Source organism: uncultured Ruegeria sp., from assembly GCF_947500045.1.
Taxonomy (GTDB): Bacteria; Pseudomonadota; Alphaproteobacteria; order Rhodobacterales; family Rhodobacteraceae; genus Ruegeria.
On the sequence record NZ_CANMQQ010000004.1, the window covers coordinates 1 to 19,559 of the forward strand.

Sequence of the window (19,559 nt, forward strand, 5' to 3'; positions counted from 1 at the left end):
CACCAGCGCCGGTGAAGGGCGTTCTAGGCCTAACACAACAAACGCGCAAGCAGAAAATTCAAGAAATACGAGAAAAACTGAGAAGCGATAGTTAATGTAATTATATCAATAAGTTAAATCCAATGCGTGCCGCGGAAAGCAGCCGAATTCAACCACTCAGCCCGAAGGGTATCCCACTTGGATTTCAAAGCCAATCGGTTCCACCCCTATATATAGTGAGAACTATTCACCCACCCACAAGACCAATCCGAGTCGTTGGAGGTCAGCCGATTCATTTTCAGACTTAGAATCGCGCTCATGGCCTTCACAACCAGCTGGAAGAGCCAGTCAGTTTCAGAGGGTCTTGCGCATTCTCTGCGGATAGGCTCAGGTCTCCTCAATGCACAAACTCTGAGCCTGCGAACGTAACATGACAACCGACACTCAGTTTCCTCTGATGCGCACCGTCGGATTTGACGGCTTGCTGGTGACATTTGCGCAAACCATGTCTGAACCTTCGAACCGTGCCGCCTTGGCGTTCCGGGGAGCAGTTGAAGCGCAACAGATGGACGGTGTGTTTGAAACTTCGGCCTCTCTGGCGTCCGCTTATGTTCGGTTCGACCCGTCACAGCTGTCGCATTATGATATCAAAAAGCAGTTACGCGCGCTGTTGGACAGTCGTGACTGGTACAGCGCACCGCTGCCATCCGGGCGGCGTTTCTGGAAAGTGCCGACGGTTTACGGCACCGACTTAGCACCGCAGTTGGAAGACGCAGCTTTTGCGGCTGGGCTGGACCCGGCGGAGGCGATCGAGCGGCTGAGCCAGTCGCGCGTGCGTGTCCTGACCATCGGGTTTGCACCGGGGCAGCCGTATCTTGGACCGTTGGTACCTGAGTTCAACATTCCACGCCTAAAAGAACTGACACCAATGGTGCCCGAAGGGGCGCTGGTTCTTGCGATCTCGCAATTCGTGTTGTTCTCGGGGCCCACACCAACCGGATGGCGGCATGTTGGGCAGACAGCGTTTAGTTGCTTTCGCCCCGAGATGGAGCAGAGTTTTGCGCTCAACCACGGGGATGAGATGCAGTTCGTCTCGGTCTCGCGCGATGCGCTCGAGGATATCCGGGCGACCTGCACCGATGGAACAGGCGGCGCGAGTTGTGAGGAGATCCCGGCATGAGACTGATCGTCCACCGCATCGGTCCGGCCTGCACTGTTCAGGATCAGGGGCGTACCGGTTATCTGGATCAAGGCCTGTCGCGCTCGGGTGCTGCGGATTTACTCGCCTTGTACGAAGGCGCAGCCTTGCTGGGGAACAACCCTGCCCTTGCAGCTCTGGAAATGGCGGGAATGGGGGGCGAATTCGAAGCGACTGCAACACTTACCATCGCGCTGACCGGCGCACCGATGCAGGCCAGTATCGATGGCAGCCCAATTATGTGGAATGCCTCACATCAGTTGGAGGCAGGGCAACGGCTGGTGATCGGGTCGGTTCTGCAGGGCAGCTATGGGTATCTGCATCTTGGTGGCGGGATCGAAACCGAGGTGACATTGGGCTCTCGCTCGTCCCATCTGACTGCAAGGATCGGGCGCGCCGTTCAAGCAGGTGATCAGTTGCCAGCAACCGGAACGGGCAAAACGGGCCTGAAGCTGCGCGCAGATGACCGGTTCTCGGGTGGTTTGCTGCGGGTAGTGGCCAGCTTTCAAACCGCGCTGTTTGACGACGAAACATTGACACGGTTTACGCAAACCACTTTCCATCGTGGCGCACGGGCCAATCGGATGGGCATGCAGTTGGAAAGCGATGGCGACGGGTTCGCGGCGAGGGGTCAGTTGAACATCCTCTCCGAGGTCATAACCCCCGGCGACATCCAGATGACCGGCACTGGTGCGCCCTTTATCCTGCTGCCCGAATGCCAAACCACCGGAGGTTATCCACGTATCGCAACAGTCCTGCCCTGTGACCTGCCCCGCGCGGCACAAACCCAGGCAGGTGGTGAAGTTCGGTTCGAGTTTGTATCGCTGGAACAGGCCATCTCACTGCAAGCCGCGTTCGAGGCCGACCTAGTTCGCCTGCCGGCGCGCGTGGAACCACTGGTGCGCGATCCGCATGACATCCCGGATCTTCTGTCCTACCAATTGATCAGCGGAATGATCTCAGCCACCGAATAAGGAGTTATCGCGATGCCGAGCGTCGATCTGAATGCCGATATGGGCGAAAGCTTTGGCCCTTGGAACATGGGTGACGATGAAAGCCTTCTGAAGATCATCACCTCGGCCAATATCGCCTGTGGATTCCACGCCGGGGACCCGGATGTGATGGCCAAAACGATGGCTCTGGCGGCTGAGAATGGTGTGGGCATCGGCGCGCATCCCGGTTTCCCGGATCTGCAAGGGTTCGGTCGCCGGAACATGAAAGTGCCGCAGGAGTCCTTACGCAATCTGGCGCGCTATCAGTTGGGGTCAGCGATGGGTATGGCTAAGGCGGTCGGCACAGAAGTGCGACACCTCAAGCTGCACGGGGCGCTGGCCAATATGTGCTCGGTCGATATCGACATGGCGCGGGCTTGCTACCAGGGTGCGTTGGACGTGGATCCGGATATCATCATCATGGTGCTGGCTGTTACCAAACAGGAACAGGCGGTGCGCGAGCTGGGTTGCAAATGGGTCGGCGAAATCTTTGCCGACCGCACCTATAATGACGATGGTACTTTGGTGGATCGGTCTCTACCCGGAGCGGTAATTCATGACCCCGATCTGGCGGGCCCGCGCATTCTTAACATGGTGAACGAGGGCGCGATCATCACCGAATCCGGCAAGCGGCTGGAAACCTCGATCGACACGATCTGCCTGCATGGTGACGGCCCGACAGCAGTCCAAATCGCGCGATCTGTGCGTGAAAACCTGATCGATGGCGGTGTCGAAGTCACGAAATTCACGCGCTAGCCACCTTTGCCTTAGGTTTAAACTCCAACTTCAGCCTGTTGCCCGTGCAGGCCCTAGCGCCTAGCATGGGCACCAAGTGCATGATCTGATTACCACAAACCTGCGCAGCGCCGCATATGGAGGTGAACCTATGTCTTTCGATCTGATGTCCTACCAGCCGCGGGGCGACAAGAAGAACTCGGACTTCTTCACCGAATATCTGCCGAAGATATACGAACGCCGCATCAGTTCAGGTATTGCGGACCAGATCAGTACGATGCGCGCGATTGTCATTCAGGTCGAACCCGATGCGATGCTCGACACGATGGTCGAGATGTACGTGATGACACCCTATCGCCACACGGCCAGCTATCTGGGGCAAACACACAAGTTTTCGGTTATGCATTCGCATGCCGATTACCCGGCGCTCATTCTGATGGCGCCGCTCAGCCCGGCGTTTGAAGATTTCATTCCCCGCATCAACCGCATGTACCCTATGGCCCGCAACCTACCGCAGACGCGCTATGTGGGTGAGATTTACGGGGCCACCGATCTGAAGTCCCTGACGGGAACGCTTGAGGATCAGAATATTCGCTTTGAATATCCCGGCGACACTGAAAACTCGTTCTACACGCTGGAGGGTTTCCGCTTTACAACGCCGTCAGATTTCACCTGCAATCGCGTCGGCTATTCAACGCTGGATTTCAACGACACTGACAGCCTGGGGCTGGGTGACCGTGTGCTGCTGAGCGATGCGGAGCAGGCGCGGTTGGAACAAGCGGCCGCTTTTGGATCAGACAGCAAAATCTCTCCGCTGATGCTGGGTATCGACCACCTTGCCACACGTGTTCTGGCGGGGGAACGCGAGGATGCGATCCTCGAGTTTCTGACTATGGTCCCCTATTACTTCTGGGGGGCGTACAACATCTTTGACATGAACTCGTCGACCAATGTGAACCGCAATGCCAATGTGGACGACGACAAGAAGTCACCGGCCAAAGTGTTTACAGCCAACAACACGCCGTCCTTCGTGAATTCTTTCGCCAAATTGCCGATGCCGACCGAGGATTTCGTTCGCAATTTCGGGCGTCGCCTGCACCATATGGCGATCGAGATTCAGGATGGGGATCATGGCGCGGGTGAAAAGAACGTAGATTTCGTGGTCAACACACTTAAGGACAAAGGCGTGCCCTTCCTCGCCCATGTGGTGGGTGAGTGCAAAGACGATCCGAACCTGAAACAGATCTTCTCAAAACACTCGAAAAATACTCTGCTGATCACCGAGTATATTGAGCGCTGCCACAAGTATGAAGGATTCTTCACCAAGGATAACGTGGCGGCGCTAACCGCCGCTGCCGGTCAGGATGAGCAGTATCAGCACGGCCACGTCTTCGATTGAAAAAAGGGCTGCGAAGTGATCGCAGCCCAGAACCATTCAGGAGAGTTTGTGTCGGGCCTTATGATGGCCCGATCATGAAACACGTGACATTTCGTGCCTGCAACCGGCGACACGCCAGATCGGCCTGTTCGCGGGTCATGCCCTGAAATGTTGCATCAAACCCGCGCGCGTTTTGGTTAACCTTGCGCAATGTGCCTTCCAACGTAGTCATCTCTGACAAGGCGGTTTTCAGCAAAATCTTCTCGGCCTCATACCGGGTTGTGTACCGACCCACGTTGACGCCCCACAGATGCCCGCCAGAAGTGGACAGGCGGGTGACAATTTCGGGTTCCGGCTCGGGCTGTTTGACGGGTTCGGCCGAGGCCAGAACCACATCTTCAGGCCGTGAAACCGGACGCGCGGCGTTGTCGGAAGGTGCGACATCCGCTGCAGCAATGGCCGCGGCAATACCGTCCTGTATCCGGGAACCATTCTTCTCGGCCGTTTCGGCGACTGTGCCTGCAATCTGAACCGTTGATCCCGCTGCGGGGCGCAGAACCGGGCGCAAGCTTTTTTTCGGTGGGCCCCCCTGGGCAACCTGAACTGCACCCAGGCCCGCATTCCCGGCATAAACCGGGCGGGCCGGTTTGCGGATCGGCGCGCGCGAAGGCGCTCGGCGGAAACCCATATCCAGCAGTTCAGCAACGCGGGCATTTCGCGACGCACCGGATTTACCCCCGAAGACTGTGGCGATGATGCGTTCATCCTTGCGCTTGGCCGAAGCAACCAGGTTGAATCCAGCCGCACGGGTGTACCCGGTCTTGATGCCGTCTGCCCCTTTATACGCAGCCAGCAGGCGGCGGTTGGTGTTCGGAACGGTCTTGATCCCGGCATGTGTCGATTGGCGCGAGAACAAGTTGTAATACTGCGGATAATCATAAAGTAGATGACGACCCAATGTGGTCATGTCCCGCGCGGTCGACAAATGCCCCGCTTCGGTTAGACCATGGGCGTTTTTGAAGGTTGTCCGGCTCATCCCCATCGCCTTGGCGGTACGGGTCATGCGACGGGCAAATGCCGCCTCGGACCCGCTGAGCGCGATGCCGATAGCCGTTGCCGCATCATTGGCCGATTTCACCGCAGCCGCCCGGATCAGATACCGGAACGCGATTCGCTGACCGGTACGCAATCCCAGCTTCGAAGGGGGCTCTGATGATGCTTTTTTGGTGATACGCACCTGCGTGTCCAGGCTGATTTCGCCATTCCGCACCGCCTCAAATGCGATGTAGAGCGTCATCATTTTGGTCAGTGATGCCGGATGCAACCGGGTGTCGGCATTGCGGGAATGCAGCACCTCTCCGGTGCGTGCGTCAATCACCATGGCCGCATAAGGTGCCGCCACACTCTGCAATGGCATAAAAGAAAACAGCCACAGAAATGCTATAAGGAATAGGCCCATTCGGGCCGGAACTGTCCGCCGAATCTGCACGGTCTTTGCCTCTGTCTGCCTCGCGCCGCCGGGTTTTCCCGGTCAGCAATTATTGTTTTGATATCGATCAGGCTAACACAGGGACGGGCTTAAAGAAACTGAAAGCTGTCTGATCGTCATTCGCGATTCCAGGCCAAATGAACCTACATCTGGTGTCCAAGCCACTCCGACACACCAAACCGGCGATTACGCCTAAATTTGGGCGTGCTGCCATCACGAATTTTTCAAAACTGCGGCGAATGCGCAACAGGTCAAGAAATTGCAGCCACCAGCGGCGCCAAATCTCCCAAATCGCGCAGCTCGCGGAACCGCGGATGTGACGTCGGGGTCTCGGCCCGCTCGATCTCCCAAACAAGTCCGTGGGGCACGTACACACCCCAACATCCGGCCTGAAGCGGAGCCACCACATCCGACCGCATCGAGTTTCCGACCATCATCGACACCGACGTGCCATCATATTGGTCAAAGATCGTATGATAGGTCGAAACGGACTTTTCCGAAACGATCTCGACCCCATCAAACAATTCTCCCAGACCGGATTGGGCCAGCTTACGCTCTTGATCAATCAGATCGCCCTTTGTGATCAGCAAGACCCGATGGGTCGCAGCCACCGCCTCGATCGCCTCTTGCGCATGGGGCAGCAATTCGATGGGATGGGCCAGCATCTCTTGCCCAGCCTCGATCAACTGTCGGATAATGCGGGCGGGCACGCGATCATCAGTTACCTCGATCGCGGTTTCAATCATCGACAACGTAAAGCCTTTGATACCGTAGCCATAATGGCGAATGTTCCGCTTTTCGGCCTGCAGCAAGCGGTCCATAAGGTGATCACGCTCGGCATGATCGGCCAGCAATTCGGCGAAATATGCCTGTGTCAGCTGAAAAAACCGCTCGTTATGCCAAAGCGTATCGTCGGCATCGAACCCGATTGTGGTCAGTGTGTCTTGCATTGCGAATCCGACTCGTAGCTCTTTTCTCTGACGACCGTGACGTTATATAAGCCCTGACATAAACCGAAGCTTGAATCGGATTCTCTTACAGCAATGCGTGAACACCAGTGGATCATGTCTGAAAAGGACAACGAGGACGACGACACGTCGATCCTTGTACAGACGCGTCCAAAGACCAAGCGCCCGCCGTTATACAAGGTGCTGCTGCTGAACGATGACTACACCCCGATGGAGTTCGTGGTGCATGTGCTTGAGCGTTTCTTCGGCATGACCCATGCGCAGGCATTCGAGATCATGTTGGTCGTACACAAGAAAGGTGTCGCAGTGGTTGGCGTGTTCAGCCATGAGATCGCCGAGACCAAGGTAGGTCAGGTGATGGACTTCGCGCGGCGGCATCAGCACCCGCTTCAATGCACCATGGAACGCGAAGAATAGCGCGCGTCCAAAGCCGGGTTTGCCAATGTCCCCTCGCCTCGAACTAGCCCTGACCAGCGGGCTCAGCCTGACGCAGCCGCTGAGTGTTCTGGCGCCGACCTCTGATCACGATCTGTTGGACCTGCCGCGTGAGACGCAGGTGGTGCAACCGTTCAAACCGTTCCACGATCACTTTGCCACACAGGGCTTTGTGACCACGCCCGAAAGCGACGCACCCTGTCAGGGTGTCATCGTTTTTCTGCCGCGCGCCAAGGCGCTGGCCCGGGCACTGATTCATCAGGCTTGTAGCCGTGCCAGCGGAGTTATCGTTGTGGACGGGGCCAAAACCGATGGCGTGGACAGTCTGCTGAAAGATATCCGCAAGCGCGTTGCAGTCGAAGGGCCAATCTCGAAGGCGCATGGCAAGATTTTCTGGTTTCAGTCTGATGCGGTTACGTTTGCCGACTGGGCCGCACCTGAAAACCAGATGGTCGACGGTTTCCAAACCGCCCCTGGCGTGTTTTCTGCCGACGGCATCGACCCGGCCTCGGCCTTGCTGCTGAAGTCTCTGCCAACAAAACGTGGCGCGCGCATCGCTGATCTGGGGGCAGGCTGGGGTTTTCTGTCGGCCAACTTGACCCACGACACCCTGCACAGCCTGCATCTGGTCGAGGCTGATCATACCGCCCTGACCTGCGCGCGCGCGAACGTACCCGACCCGCGCGCACAGTTTCATTGGGCCGACGCCACCACTTGGAAAGCGCCCGAGGCGTTGGATATGGTGGTCATGAACCCACCCTTTCACACGTCACGCAGCGCTGACCCAACCTTAGGTCAGGGCTTTATCGCAAGTGCCGCCCGCAACCTCACTCGCAATGGCAGCCTGTGGATGGTCGCCAACCGTCACCTGCCCTACGAAGCCACGCTGTCCGAGGTCTTCGCGCGGGTTGAAGAAGTCGCAGGTGACAACCGTTTCAAGGTATTCCATGCCTCTCGCCCTCGGGGCTGAGGACCGCTAACCTGCGCCAGAACTCAGGAGGATTCGCATGTCCTTTTCCATCGCGGGTAAAACCGCAATCGTCACCGGGGGTGCCAATGGCATCGGGCTGGCCATCGGACGGCATTTTGCCGATGCAGGTGCCAATGTCATGTTTGCCGATATGGACGAAAAGAGCCTGGCCAACGAGCTTGGCGAACAGGCCGATGACAGCAACATCCGTTATTTCGCGGGCGACCTGCGTGAAAAGCTGACCATCGCCAACCTTCTTTCGGCGACGTTGGATGCGTTCGATCAGGTCGATATCCTGATCAACGGCGCGCGGCAGGTGATCCAATCGGACCCGTTGGACAGCGATGACGACTCGGTGCGCACGCTTCTGAACCAGAACCTGATGCCCGCACTGCGGCTCAGCCAACTTTGCGCAAAGAGGTTCATCAAACAGGCCGACGGAGATGATGAAAACCCCGCCGGTTCAATCATCAACCTCTCGTCGATTGCTGCGCGCCGGACACATCCCGATCTGATGGCCTATTCAGTCTCGACCGCAGCGCTGGATCAGATGACGCGTTCACTGGCCGTGGCACTTGCGCCGAACCGCATCCGCGTCAACTCGATCGCTTTGGGATCGGTTATGAGCGCGTCACTGCAATCCACCCTGAAAGATAACCGCGACTTTCGCGACGACATCGAAAAACACACCCCGTTGGCCCGCATCGCCGCACCGACCGAATTGGCCGAAACCGCGCAATTTCTCGCCTCGGACGCTGCAGGTTTCATGACCGGGCAAATCCTTACAATTGACGGTGGCCGCACATTGCTGGATCCCGTCGCGGCACCGGCGCATTAATCTCTATGTTTGATGCTGAAAAGACCACCGCCTCGGCCTGGTTCCGCCAATTGCGGGATGAGATTGTCACTGCTTTTGAGACGCTGGAAGACAGCCATGACACTGGTCCGTTTGCCGATGCCGCTCTGGGCCAGTTCGAGGTGAAAGAGACACAACGCCAATCTGACGATGGCTCGGATGCAGGTGGCGGCCTTATGTCAGTCATGCGCGGCGGCCGCGTGTTTGAAAAGGTGGGCGTCAATGTCTCAACCGTGTATGGCACCTTGGGCGAGCGCGCGCAGAACGCGATGGCAGCACGCAAGGGCATTCCCGGGATGAAGGATGATCCGCGATTCTGGGCTTCGGGTATCAGCCTAGTGGCGCATATGCAGAACCCGCATGTGCCGGCGGTTCATATGAACACGCGAATGTTCTGGACCCCGCATGCCTGGTGGTTCGGCGGTGGATCAGATCTGAACCCCTGCATCGAATATGACGAAGATACAAACCATTTCCACGCCACACAGAAGGCCCATCTGGACCCGCACGGTGCAGGGCATTATCCGCGCCTCAAAGAATGGGCGGATGAGTATTTCTATATCCCCCACCGCAAGCGTGCACGCGGCGTCGGTGGCATCTTCATGGACGACTATTGTACTGGCGATTGGCAGGCCGATTTCGCGCTGACGCAGGATATCGGCCGCGCTTTCCTACCCGCCTTCGCACCTCTGGTGGAAAAGCGGCGGGTACAGAGTTTTGATGATGCCGACAAGAACACGCAGCTTGTCCACCGCGGGCTATATGCCGAATACAATCTGGTCTATGACCGGGGCACCAAGTTCGGGCTGGAAACCGGGCATGACCCAGATGCCGTGCTGATGAGCCTTCCGCCTTTGGCGAAATGGATCTGATAATCAGAACCCAAAATCTATGACATTGTCATAGCAATATCCCTGCGCGGACCCTGCCGTCATATTGGCGCCTACGGTTTTAACCGTGACGGAATAGGTCGTAACGTCCTCGGCCCCCGCGGGTGGTGTCAGAGAGAACTGGACCGTGCGGACGCCTCTTTCGTACGGTTTAGAGATATAGATGCGCTGGGTTGCCGAAGTCCGCAGCGTTCGGATTGCAAAATCACCAATACCGCACCAATACGCAACCGGGGCCGATGTGCCGATCGCGGCTACCTCATAGATGCCATCGGCTAACGGCGTGACTGTCGTTCGAAACGCAGGCCGCGCACCCACGCCATAGCCTACCGCCTGTGAAACGGCGGGGGTCACTAGGGCAACCATCAGGCAGGCGAGCTTGATAAAACGCATTCCGATACCTCATTCGACAAATTCGACCAACGTCATCAAAGCATGATTTTTAACGATAATATACCATGACAGCATTAATGCTGTGGGCACAACGTCGATTTGACCTGTCTTAGCGACCCACCATGAAAATCCTTTCATTGAATATGATGCGCGCTATGATCTAGATAATCGCTGTTTTCAGAGTGGCCCGTGCAGGACTCATTTCCCAAAGACTGGTTTGACCTTTCTAATGAAAAATACGCCGATTTCGGCGCGTTGTTCTATCTGGCTGCACTGACCAAAACACACCGTGATCGCACTCTGGGTCAGGTTCTTTATGCCTTTGAAACACCGTTGCGGTTGGGACAATATCATATCTTTCGACAAGGTGGTTTCCCGCGCGGCTTTGTGACCTTTGCAGGCCTCAGCTCTGAGGCCGAGTATCGCTTTGCGGTGAACGAAGAACCCCTGAATGACACTGATTTCACCAGCGGGGCCTCTTTCTGGATCGTCGACATGGTGGCCCCGTTCGGCCAGACCAATCAGATCGTCGAAGCGCTAAAGCGCGAAATTCCCCATCCTCGGGTGCGCACCAACAGGATGGACAGCGATCTGACCCGAAACCGGATTGTCGAATGGACCCGCGACGCCGCGGGCGAAGTGCATATGCGCCTCTATAAGAAAAACGAATTCGCGCAGGTTCTCCGGCAGGGGGGCACATGACATGGTCTCGATAGTTGGCGATACAACAGGTTCGGTGACAGGTGATCCACCAAATGTGGCGACCGGCGATCTGGACATTACCAGCGCGGCCACCATCGTCTCGCAGGACTGGTCGATCCAGACGCCCCCCGATCACGGCACCGCCAGTATAAACCCTGCAACGGGTGAGTGGACCTACACGGTCGATCCCACCTTTTTCGACAGTCTGGACAATGGCGAAATCGTCACCGACACATTCACGGTCGAGGTCAACGCCGTCGTCAACGTCTTTGGCTTCAACATAAACGCTGCCCCAGAGACAACCGACGTCACGATCACCATCGAAGGTGTATGTTTTACCGCTGGCACCCTGATCGAGACAAAAGACGGCGCGCAGGCCATCGAGAACCTGCGCGTAAACGATGAAGTTCTGACAGCAGATCACGGAATGCAGCCCATCCGCTGGATCGAAAGCAGCCGGCTGGACGCCGAGCGATTGCGCGCAAATCCCGCAATGCGCCCTGTGCGCCTGACTGCGGGCAGTCTGGGACCGGGCATTCCATCCCGTGATCTGCTGGTCTCGCAACAGCACCGCATCCTGATCCGCGGCCCCAAAGTCGAGATGCTCTTTGGTGTTCCTGAGGTGCTTATTGCAGCCAAGCACCTGTGCTCATGGCCGGGTATCGACATTGAAACCGATGATGAGCCTATCGAGTACCTGCACATTCTGCTTGGTCGGCACGAGATTCTCACCGCCGAAGGTGCCCAAGCCGAAAGCCTGTTTCTGGGCGAGGAGACCCTCTATGCGCTGTCTTCCGATGCGTTGCGCGAACTTGCCGAGATTTTCCCCGACCGCGCCACGGGTGAACATATCGGGTTTGGTTATGCCGCGCGGCTGATCCTGCGCGAGCATGAGGCGCGTGCGCTTGCCTAAGCCTTAGACGATCCGCCCGCCAACATCCTGTGGTGCAAGTGCTACGGTCTTGATCACCGCATGACATACACTGCCTTGCCGCAATCCCAATGCCGCGACCGAGCGGCGGGTCACGCGTGCCAAAACAACACCTGCAGGCGTTTTGACCGATACAATAGCCCCCGGCCCCTCTCCGGCACGGATGGCTTCGATCTGACCGGACAAGATGTTCAGGGCCGACAGCCCTTCGGGCGGCTTATTGGACAAGATCACCTCCTGCGCCGGGATCCGGATACGCAGCTCTTCACCAATCTGGTGGGAAATGCGTGGCAGGAACAGCCGGGCCCCGCCTGCATCCAACTCGGTCAGACCATCGTCATGATGCGCCGAAACGCGGACCCGCAGAACCGCACCTACGGCTCGCACGCCTGCAGGGGCCACCGATGGATCAGACAGAACTTCGGACGCGGGACCATGGCGCACAACCCGGCCGTCCTGCAGCGCAACGACAGATGTTGCAAGCCGCGCAACCTCGGCCGCCGAATGGGTCACATAGAGGATCGGAACCGAGACTTCGTCCCGCAGGCGTTCGAAATAGGGCAAAATCTCCGCCTTGCGCGCATCGTCCAGCGCGGCCAAGGGCTCATCCGCAAGGATCAGGCGCGGGCCGGCTAGCAAGGCGCGGCCAATGGCGACGCGCTGTTTCTCACCACCTGACAGCATCGCGGGGCGTCGATCCAGCAGGTGACCGATGCCCAGCATTTCGATCACTCGGTCCGGGTTTTCACGCCGTGCCCCTCGCGGAGCGAACCAGCGGCCATAGTTCAGATTCTGACGCACAGTCAGATGCGGAAACAGACGACCTTCCTGAAAGATATAGCCCAGTCGTCGGCGATGCGGAGGCAACCAAACGCCGCGATCTGTATCAAACAAGACCCAATCGTCCACCGCGACGCGCCCTGCCTCGGGGCGCAACAACCCGGCCACAGCGTTCACCACTGTGGTCTTCCCCGAGCCCGAGCGCCCGAACAGAACCGTGACGCCCGAGGGCGCCTCAAATTCCAAATCCAGCGCGATCCCCGGCAGAGTGTGTTGCAAACGGACGGACAGACTCATGACCCGGCCACTCGTTTAGCCACACGACGGCCCACATATTCCGACAAGAGAAGCGCCCCCATGGCGATGACGATTGAGATGATGACCAACCGCGTCGCCGCCGCCTCTCCGCCCGGTACTTGCAGGAATGCATAGACAGCCGAAGGCAGTGTCTGTGTCTGGCCGGGGATGTTTGAGACAAAGGTGATTGTGGCCCCGAACTCTCCCATCGCTTTCGCAAATGCCAGAATTGCGCCCGCAATGACGCCGGGCAGGATCATCGGCAGTGTTACCGTTCCAAAAACCATCAAACGCGAGGCCCCCAGCGTGGCACCGGCCTGTTCAAGTTTTGGGTCCACCGCTTCGATCGACAATCGGATCGCGCGCACCATCAGGGGAAAGGCCATGATACCGGCGGCTAGCGCGGCACCAGTCCAGCGGAACGCAAAAACGATACCAAGCTCGGACAACGGTTTGCCCAACGGTCCCTGGATGCCAAAGGTCAACAGCAACAGATAGCCGGTCACCACCGGGGGCAGGATCAATGGCAAATGCACCAGGCCATTCAACACTTGCCGCCCCGGAAAGCGCCAGCGCGCCAGCGCATAGGCCACGAAGATACCAAATGGCAGCGTGATCAGCGTCGCCCAGAACGACACGCGCAGTGACAGGCGCAACGCCTCCATCTCTGCCGGTCCCAACCAGCCCATCGCATCACCCTTCCGGCAGGGAGAAACCCTGCCTCAGAAACTCTGACTTCGCGGCATCGCCTTGCAGATATTTTAAAAACGCCCGCGCATCTGGCCCTGCAGCAGTGGTCACGGCCGCAGGATAGACAATTGTTGGATACAGCTCAGGTGGGATCGTTCCGACAACGCCCACCCGATCCTCAGCAATGGCATCTGAACGATACACGATCCCCAGTGGCGCGGCGCCCGTCGCCACAAGCGCCAGCGCAGCGCGGACATTATCGGTTTGCGCGATCTGGCCCTGCACATCGTTCCACAGACCCAAACCCTGCAAGGCTGCTTTGCCGTAAATCCCTGCGGGGACGGCATCGACCAACGCCATCGCCAGATACCCCCCATCCAATCGGGTGATCAGATCAAACCCGACCTCAATCTCAGCGGATTCCGCATCTGGTGCACCAATCAGAACCAGACCGTTGCTCATCAAATCCACACGCGAAGCGGTATCGATCAAACCTTCGCTTTGCAGCACATCCATCCAGTCCTGATTGGCCGATATGAACAAATCCGCAGGAGCCCCGACCTGTATCTGCCGTGCCAAAACCGAAGAGGCGGCGTAGGACACCGTAACCTTATGCCCAGTCTCTTGCTCAAACCCGGGTGCAATCGCATCAAGCGCGGTCTTAAGGCTGGCGGCTGCAAAAACCAGCACACCCTCGGCCCGAACCGGGGTTGCGATCAGCGCGCATAACGCCAGCACCGCAATCAGACAGCGCATCTTGTGCCTCCGGTTCAAAGGGTTGCAGTCCCTTTGGGCATATCGGAGGCGACACGGGGCAGGCAAGGCCCTTTACCTGTGCAAGGGTATATCCGGCCCTACTTTGGCACGCGTTTGTCTCGCAATAGGGATTGATCCCGGCTTTCATTCAGGCTGTTGTGTGCCAAACCAAGACAGGACACTGCTGAACATGCTGCACCAGACCCCCAAACTGATCGACGAAATCCGCGCTCGCTTTGCGCATGTCGACGCCTGCCCGTTTCAGGGGCCACGCGTTTTCTTTGAAAATGCGGGCGGTGCGCTAACCTTGAGTTCAGTTGTCGAAACCTCGGCCAAGTTTGCCGCAATCCCTGACAATCAGGGCCGAGATAACGTCGCCAGCCATGCTCTGGTCGATATCATCAATCGGGCCAAGGCCGATCTGTCCGTGTTTATGAACGCCTCCGCAGGTCAGTTCTTTGTCGGCGAAAGCGGGACCGAGCTGCTATTTCGTATGATCCGCACCACCTGCGTGAACGCGCCGAAAGGCGGGAAGGTAATCGGCAGTTCCATCGAACACCCCGCCAGCCGCAGCGCAGCGCGCCGTTGGGCGGGAATCGCCGGTCTGGACTATATCAATGTACCGCATGACGACGCGACCGGCCTTGTAACCGCCGAAGCCTATGCCGCGCTGATGACCCCGGATGTGGCCGTTGCGACCATCCTGCATGCCTCGCCCGTGACGGGTATGGGGATGGATGTGGCTGCCATCGCACGCGCCATCCGCGCGGTCGCACCTGATTGTTTCATCATCGTCGACGGTATCCAGCACGCAGCCCATGGTCAGATGGATATCGACAGCTACAGCGTCGATGGCTATGCGATTTCCCCCTACAAAGTGTTCTCGCGCCACGGTTATGGCATCGCCTGGATTTCGGACCGACTGACGGCCCTGCCCCACGATCAGCTGATTGATGCACCAGCCAACGGGTGGGAATTCGGAACTCGCGATACCGGTGCCTACGCCACCATGTCCAACGTAATCGGCTATTTCGACTGGCTGGGCGCTCAGGTGTCGAACGAGGCCGACCGAGGTGACCGCATTCGCGCCGCCGGTCGCGCGATCCACGCCTACGAGACCCACCTGACCAACGCCATGATCAATGGCACTGGCAACCTGCCCGGCCTGCGCGATATGGACCACATCACTATCCTTGCCGGAGCTGATAATCCAGCACGCGAAGGGCTGGTCTCGATCACCGTGCGTGACATCCCCTCGGCTGACGTGGTGACGCGGCTGAACCAGCAAGGCATCCGCACCCATACCCGCAAGGCGGACCACTACAGCGGCAATGTGCTAACACCGCTAGGCCTGAACGACTGCATCCGCATCTCGCTGTGCCACTACAACACCGAGCATGAGGTCGCGCAGCTCTTGGCCGTTCTCAAAGACATGAAACCCTGATCTGCGGCGTGGCACAATTTTGCAAAAGAAATTGTGCCGTACCCTCTTGCACCTGCGCACGTGCTTAGCTACATCAGCCCTCACGGGTGATTAGCTCAGTTGGTAGAGCGCTTCGTTTACACCGAAGATGTCGGGAGTTCGAGTCTCTCATCACCCACCATCCTTTCCCCGCATTGTATCAAGGCCTTACGCGACTAGCACCTATTGCTGTGCTGCGTGTGAAAGTGTGTCCGCTGCGCATCCGCTGCACTTAAACGGAAAAGATGTCTCCAACACAGGAGATATGGGCCATGGCAACAATCGTAAAACGGCCTAGCGGAAAGTGGCAAGCGACGGTTCGGAAAGACGGGCAATCTCGATCTAAGTCCTTTCTAAAGCGTGCTGATGCGGCGAAGTGGGCGCGAGAGACGGAGTTGAGCGCCGACAGAGGATTGCTGACGCCTACTCTCGGTGTGAGCGCATCTGAGATGACCCTTGGAGAGGTGCTGCGCAAATACCGAGATAACGTCACGAGCGAGAAACGATGTGCGGACAATGAAAGTTACGCAATTAACGGGTTCCTGCGGAAAGGCTCCAAGCTAGCCAAAATGAAGGTCAGCAAGCTGCGATCCGCTGACTTTGTCCGCTATCGTGACCAGCGCATCAAAACCATGAAGGCAGCGACTGTCGTTAGGGAACTGGGTTGGTTGCAGCACGCCCTTGATGTCGCCTGTGAGGATTGGGGGCAGAACCTGCCACAGGGTAACCCAGTCAAGTCTGCCCGGCGGCCCAAGATCGACAACCGCCGAGAGAGACGATTGCAGCAGGGAGAATGGCAGGCTTTGCTGGAAGCCGTGAACCAAGCTCGGTCTCCGCTGATGAAGCCATTGCTGACGCTTGCATTGGCAACCGGGATGCGCCGAGGGGAATTGCTATCGATACAATGGAAGCATGTAGACCTTGAGCGTCGGACAGTGTTCTTACCCCAAACCAAAAACGGTCGCGCCCGTACAGTGCCACTTAGCCCGAATGCCGTTGCCGTTTTGATGGACCTGCCACGCGGGAACGACCGGTGTTTGCCCCTGTCTGGTAATTCTGTGCGATTAGCCTTTGAGCGCCTCAGGCAACGGGCAGGCGTGGTAGACCTTACATTTCATGACATTCGACACGAGGCGGTGTCCCGCTTTGTGGAAAGCGGATTATCGTTGGCGCAGGTCCAAATGATCAGCGGACATCGGGATTTGCGGATGCTGATGCGTTACACCCACCTGCAGACCGATGACATCGTGGCAAAGTTGGCAGACGTCGAACATGCGTAAATCGGCGTGATGCTGTGCAGGGTGGTCATAGTCTCTCGGTGCGTCAGTTTTTGACCACCCTACTCCCTATCAATCGACAACGCTGCTCCCCTAGCCTTTTGGCTGTCCCGTGGCTGGCTTTCTGTCCCGCACGCATTTGGAAATGGCATTAACCCTTCCTCTTGTGAACACACAGGCGCTAACCCTCCGTCTTGTGAACTAACAAGCGCTACCGCTCCCTCATTTGAGCAAAACCCCTCCCTCAGTTGAGCATACAGGTTTCGCTTGGTCATTGTTGATCGGGTCGCTTAGACGACTTGGCCTTGCTTTACTCCAATGCGAGTGGAGTAAGTGGTAAGTAAGCATATGTAAATAAACACTAAATCATGCTGACCTGTAAGCAAAGGTACTAAAAAGGGGGCTTTTGATCCCTCTAGTTTATCCATTGCGTGTTCACCGGGATTTCCTCCCAGTCGCCCCAACGGGGCAGTTCCATTTGCTCGGTATCCACCAGAGCGCATTCCCCAAACTAGTCCAATGGACCGAATACAGGAGGCTTGAATGCCCCACATCACTATTGTCGACAAACCCTGTGGGTATGGCAAATCCACAGAAATCAACCGCAACTTCAAAAAGTCGGAAAAATACATAGCCGTTGTCCCGTATCTAAGTGAGGTGGAACGGTTCATCAAAGGTGCCCGAACGGGTTCCGATTTCATTCTGACACAGCCTATTTGCAACGGCGGCAACAAACGCGATCACTGCGAAAAGTTGATCCGGGCGGGTAAGTCAATCGCTTGTACTCATCAACTATTCTACCGGCTCGGAACTCTGGCAACCCAAGACACCGGGGTTGCGAGATGCACTGAGTTCGACAGCCGCGGCAAACCGACCATCGAAGTCGATCACTTGCTTAGTGGATACAATCTCATCATCGACGAGGTCGTAAACCCCTTCGAGGTAGACCAGACAATCCGAAAGATTGACTTTGATGCAGTTTACCTCGGTCTTGGCATGGCAGAAGAGGAGCCTGACGGACGTATTGTTCCAACAGAAAAGTGGGATGTGCTATACCGCTTAGGGGACAAGACACTTAACCGATCACTATATGAAAAGGCCAAGTCGGGTGCACTGTATCGCATAAGCGAGAAGCTGTTCGTGCTCGCCATTCCCAAAGAACTCTTGCTCAAGCCCAAGTCCGTGACGATTTACACGTACCTTTCGGAAGGATCGGTGCTGCTGCAGTACCTGCAAAAACTGCGGAAAGACCACCCCGAATGCTTCACTCTGGAGGTGGAGCGTCTGGATGCAGTAGATGAGGCAGCATGGCGAGAAGATGTTGCTAACGCGCTAACGGTTCTACCCATGCCAGAGATTGCGAACCAAAAGTGGACACATTGCGCACAGCTAAAGTCGATCAAAACGCATCGGGAGTGCTCTTCGATTGGTCAGAAGCTACGCAAGTTCAAAGACAGAGAACTGTATGGAGTAAACCTCAAAACCGTTATGCTGACGTGCGCACGTGACCTGTGGCATGGGGCAGTAACAGGCCAAAAGCCAAAGGCAGGCAGGCTATCAAAGCATACGCGGTTGTTCGGTCGCGCAATGAAGGAAGACGTGTACAACAAGGACACGGAGACCTTTGACGAGGAGTGGACCACAAACGGTGTCAGCTTTGTGCCCAACACTACACGCGGGACCAATGACCATATCGGGTGCACAACAGCGGTGTACCTATATGATCAACACCCCAACCCACAACTGTTGACCTTCCTACGCATGAAGCGCGACAGCAAGGAGGCTCATAGGTTCTCGGATGCCTATGCGTTGACCGAACTGGTGCAGTGGCTGTTCCGGTCCGCAATACGTGTCGGTGGCTTAAACGGTACAGGACACACCCACACGCCAAGGCGTCGGGTAACGCTCTACATGCCATCTCAGAGAATGCGGAACCTACTGCTGAACTGGCTGCTGTCGGGTCAGGTCAAAAGTGGAGCGGTCAATGCGAAAGGCCAGAGACAGGTTGAGTTGCTTGCCCGGTTGGAGGGTCGTCAGGTGGCGGCAGCAGCGTAATGCCGTTTGACATAGCAGCGGAACAGACGTTCCTAACTCGTGAAGAGGCCGCCCTGTGCGGCCTTTCTCGTTTCTGGACGGGTCGTCCGTGTAAGTATGGGCACGTGTCCGAGCGGTACGTTAGCAATCGCCAATGCGTTCAGTGCAATGCAGAGCAAACGGCGGAACGAGATCGGAGGTGTCGAGCAATCGATCCATCTTACCGGATGTACAGGTCGGTACTAAACCGGTCGGGACAAGTGCTGATGGGGCGGGAGAGCCCGTCTAATTCGGTTGGCTGCTCTCAGGAGGACTTGAAACAGCACATTGAGGCCCGGTTCTCAGAC

At 57.2% G+C, this 19,559-nt stretch carries 19 protein-coding genes and 1 tRNA gene; 14 read left to right on the forward strand and 6 right to left on the reverse strand.

Translation table 11 applies throughout. The annotated features are described in order from the left end of the window. Window positions 1-409 precede the first annotated feature (409 nt). The 4 genes from Q1B46_RS08065 (at window position 410) to Q1B46_RS08080 (ending at window position 4,303) form a co-directional block, all read left to right on the forward strand. Window positions 410-1,159 carry an allophanate hydrolase subunit 1 gene (locus Q1B46_RS08065; RefSeq protein WP_299946724.1) on the forward strand — a complete coding sequence of 250 codons (750 nt, stop codon included), beginning with the start codon at window positions 410-412 and terminating at the stop codon, window positions 1,157-1,159. Beyond that, window positions 1,156-2,151, forward strand: coding sequence for a biotin-dependent carboxyltransferase family protein (locus tag Q1B46_RS08070; RefSeq protein WP_299946727.1), 996 nt, complete (start codon window positions 1,156-1,158; stop codon window positions 2,149-2,151). Before Q1B46_RS08065 ends, Q1B46_RS08070 begins: the two co-directional genes overlap by 4 nt. A 12-nt stretch (window positions 2,152-2,163) precedes the next feature. Continuing rightward, on the forward strand, window positions 2,164-2,925 hold the full coding sequence (locus tag Q1B46_RS08075; protein ID WP_299946729.1) for a 5-oxoprolinase subunit PxpA: 762 nt from the start codon (window positions 2,164-2,166) through the stop codon (window positions 2,923-2,925). A gap of 130 nt (window positions 2,926-3,055) precedes the next feature. After that, window positions 3,056-4,303, forward strand: coding sequence for a hypothetical protein (locus Q1B46_RS08080; RefSeq protein ID WP_299946731.1), 1,248 nt, complete (start codon window positions 3,056-3,058; stop codon window positions 4,301-4,303). Between the two features lie 58 nt (window positions 4,304-4,361). On the opposite strand, the gene Q1B46_RS08085 is transcribed toward Q1B46_RS08080, so the two are convergent. Continuing rightward, window positions 4,362-5,741: a D-alanyl-D-alanine carboxypeptidase family protein gene (locus tag Q1B46_RS08085; protein WP_299946733.1), complete on the reverse strand. Its 1,380-nt coding sequence runs from the start codon at window positions 5,739-5,741 to the stop codon at window positions 4,362-4,364. Between the two features lie 281 nt (window positions 5,742-6,022). Next, window positions 6,023-6,721 (reverse strand): HAD family hydrolase, encoded by a 699-nt coding sequence (locus Q1B46_RS08090; protein WP_299946735.1) that lies wholly within the window; start codon window positions 6,719-6,721, stop codon window positions 6,023-6,025. 93 nt (window positions 6,722-6,814) lie between these two features. Between Q1B46_RS08090 and clpS the strand changes: the two genes are divergently transcribed. Genes clpS through hemF form a run of 4 tightly spaced genes read left to right on the forward strand, consistent with a single transcriptional unit; the run spans window position 6,815 to window position 9,872 of the window. Next, window positions 6,815-7,156 (forward strand): ATP-dependent Clp protease adapter ClpS, encoded by a 342-nt coding sequence (clpS, locus tag Q1B46_RS08095; RefSeq protein WP_299946738.1) that lies wholly within the window; start codon window positions 6,815-6,817, stop codon window positions 7,154-7,156. A 25-nt stretch (window positions 7,157-7,181) separates the two neighbouring features. Beyond that, window positions 7,182-8,144: a class I SAM-dependent methyltransferase gene (locus Q1B46_RS08100; RefSeq protein WP_299946741.1), complete on the forward strand. Its 963-nt coding sequence runs from the start codon at window positions 7,182-7,184 to the stop codon at window positions 8,142-8,144. 37 nt (window positions 8,145-8,181) lie between these two features. After that, entirely contained in the window at window positions 8,182-8,982 is an 801-nt protein-coding gene (locus Q1B46_RS08105) for an SDR family oxidoreductase (protein WP_299946744.1), read from the forward strand. A 5-nt stretch (window positions 8,983-8,987) separates the two neighbouring features. Beyond that, window positions 8,988-9,872, forward strand: a complete 885-nt coding sequence (hemF, locus tag Q1B46_RS08110) for an oxygen-dependent coproporphyrinogen oxidase (protein ID WP_299946747.1) — start codon at window positions 8,988-8,990, stop codon at window positions 9,870-9,872. A 3-nt stretch (window positions 9,873-9,875) separates the two neighbouring features. Here hemF and Q1B46_RS08115 read toward each other — a convergent pair whose 3' ends face one another. Next, entirely contained in the window at window positions 9,876-10,283 is a 408-nt protein-coding gene (locus Q1B46_RS08115; protein WP_299663063.1) for a hypothetical protein, read from the reverse strand. A gap of 189 nt (window positions 10,284-10,472) precedes the next feature. Here Q1B46_RS08115 and Q1B46_RS08120 point away from each other — a divergent pair, with 189 nt between their 5' ends. Both Q1B46_RS08120 and Q1B46_RS08125 read left to right on the forward strand, forming a co-directional pair. Further along, entirely contained in the window at window positions 10,473-10,985 is a 513-nt protein-coding gene (locus Q1B46_RS08120; protein WP_299946750.1) for a toxin-activating lysine-acyltransferase, read from the forward strand. A gap of 1 nt (window position 10,986) precedes the next feature. Continuing rightward, on the forward strand, window positions 10,987-11,898 hold the full coding sequence (locus Q1B46_RS08125; protein WP_299946753.1) for a Hint domain-containing protein: 912 nt from the start codon (window positions 10,987-10,989) through the stop codon (window positions 11,896-11,898). A gap of 3 nt (window positions 11,899-11,901) precedes the next feature. On the opposite strand, the gene modC is transcribed toward Q1B46_RS08125, so the two are convergent. Genes modC through modA form a run of 3 tightly spaced genes read right to left on the reverse strand, consistent with a single transcriptional unit; the run spans window position 11,902 to window position 14,439 of the window. Then, on the reverse strand, window positions 11,902-12,993 hold the full coding sequence (modC, locus tag Q1B46_RS08130) for a molybdenum ABC transporter ATP-binding protein (RefSeq protein WP_299946756.1): 1,092 nt from the start codon (window positions 12,991-12,993) through the stop codon (window positions 11,902-11,904). Then, the gene (modB, locus tag Q1B46_RS08135; protein WP_299663057.1) at window positions 12,990-13,682 is read right to left on the reverse strand and encodes a molybdate ABC transporter permease subunit; all 693 of its coding nucleotides are present in this window, start codon (window positions 13,680-13,682) and stop codon (window positions 12,990-12,992) included. The genes modC and modB overlap by 4 nt, the downstream gene beginning before the upstream one ends. A 4-nt stretch (window positions 13,683-13,686) precedes the next feature. Then, the gene (gene modA, locus Q1B46_RS08140; RefSeq protein WP_299946759.1) at window positions 13,687-14,439 is read right to left on the reverse strand and encodes a molybdate ABC transporter substrate-binding protein; all 753 of its coding nucleotides are present in this window, start codon (window positions 14,437-14,439) and stop codon (window positions 13,687-13,689) included. 190 nt (window positions 14,440-14,629) lie between these two features. Here modA and Q1B46_RS08145 point away from each other — a divergent pair, with 190 nt between their 5' ends. The 4 genes from Q1B46_RS08145 (at window position 14,630) to Q1B46_RS08160 (ending at window position 19,233) form a co-directional block, all read left to right on the forward strand. Then, window positions 14,630-15,883, forward strand: coding sequence for an aminotransferase class V-fold PLP-dependent enzyme (locus Q1B46_RS08145; RefSeq protein WP_299946762.1), 1,254 nt, complete (start codon window positions 14,630-14,632; stop codon window positions 15,881-15,883). 84 nt (window positions 15,884-15,967) lie between these two features. Beyond that, window positions 15,968-16,043: transfer RNA gene (locus Q1B46_RS08150), tRNA-Val, on the forward strand. 253 nt (window positions 16,044-16,296) lie between these two features. Beyond that, a complete protein-coding gene (locus tag Q1B46_RS08155; protein WP_299946765.1) occupies window positions 16,297-17,181 on the forward strand; it encodes a site-specific integrase in 885 nt (294 codons plus the stop codon). A gap of 540 nt (window positions 17,182-17,721) precedes the next feature. Beyond that, window positions 17,722-19,233 (forward strand): hypothetical protein, encoded by a 1,512-nt coding sequence (locus Q1B46_RS08160; RefSeq protein ID WP_299946768.1) that lies wholly within the window; start codon window positions 17,722-17,724, stop codon window positions 19,231-19,233. The last annotated feature ends 326 nt before the right edge of the window (window positions 19,234-19,559 follow it).